This window comes from Staphylococcus sp. GDH8C109P, from assembly GCF_017893405.1.
In the GTDB taxonomy this organism is placed as follows: domain Bacteria; phylum Bacillota; class Bacilli; order Staphylococcales; family Staphylococcaceae; genus Staphylococcus; species Staphylococcus cohnii.
The window spans coordinates 1-741 of sequence record NZ_JAESMX010000036.1; the positions used below are offsets into that span (position 1 = coordinate 1).

The 741-nt window shown below is 33.3% G+C and carries 1 protein-coding gene; it reads left to right on the top strand.

Annotation, left to right across the window (positions count from 1 at the left end; genetic code table 11):
* Nucleotides 1–132: 132 nt before the first annotated feature.
* Nucleotides 133–609, top strand: coding sequence for an IS200/IS605 family transposase (tnpA, locus tag KA867_RS13330; protein ID WP_145381240.1), 477 nt, complete (start codon nucleotides 133–135; stop codon nucleotides 607–609).
* Nucleotides 610–741 lie beyond the last annotated feature (132 nt).

A 741-nucleotide genomic window follows, 5' to 3' on the forward strand; every position in this document is an offset into this window, starting at 1 on the left:
TTGGATAAAAAAACCATACGCTATGCGTATGGTGCAGTATGGTTATACCGTTGTATTAAAAATTGCATCTCTACGTGCTAAAATAATATTTGGTCAGCCAACCAAAATAAACAACACGAGGAGATGCAACTTATGTCTTCAGACACAAATAGTTTAGCACATACAAAATGGAATTGTAAGTATCACATTGTCTTCGCTCCTAAATATAGAAGACAAATTATATATGGAAAAATAAAGAAAGATATTGGAATAATATTGCGACAGCTATGCGAAAGAAAAGGCGTAGAAATTATTGAAGCTGAAGCATGTAAAGATCACATTCATATGTTAGTTAGTATTCCGCCAAAATTAAGCGTTTCGCAATTTGTAGGATATTTAAAAGGAAAGAGTAGTTTGTTGATTTTTGATAGACATGCACATTTAAAATATAGATATGGTAATAGAAAATTTTGGTGTAAAGGTTTTTACGTTGATACAGTTGGAAGAAATAAAAAAGTCATAGAAAATTATATTCGTAATCAATTACAAGAGGATATCGTTGCGGAGCAATTAACACTTGTTGAATATATAGATCCTTTTACTGGCGAAGAAACTAAGAAGAAAAAATAAAACAACCCTTTTAAGGGTTGCTGGGAAAGTAGTACATATGGCTGATCTTCTCAGAGCCCTCATCAGGGCTGGTCAGTAACAAAGGCTTATAGCCGAAGAACAAACCACCCGTTATACGGGTGGTTTTGATTT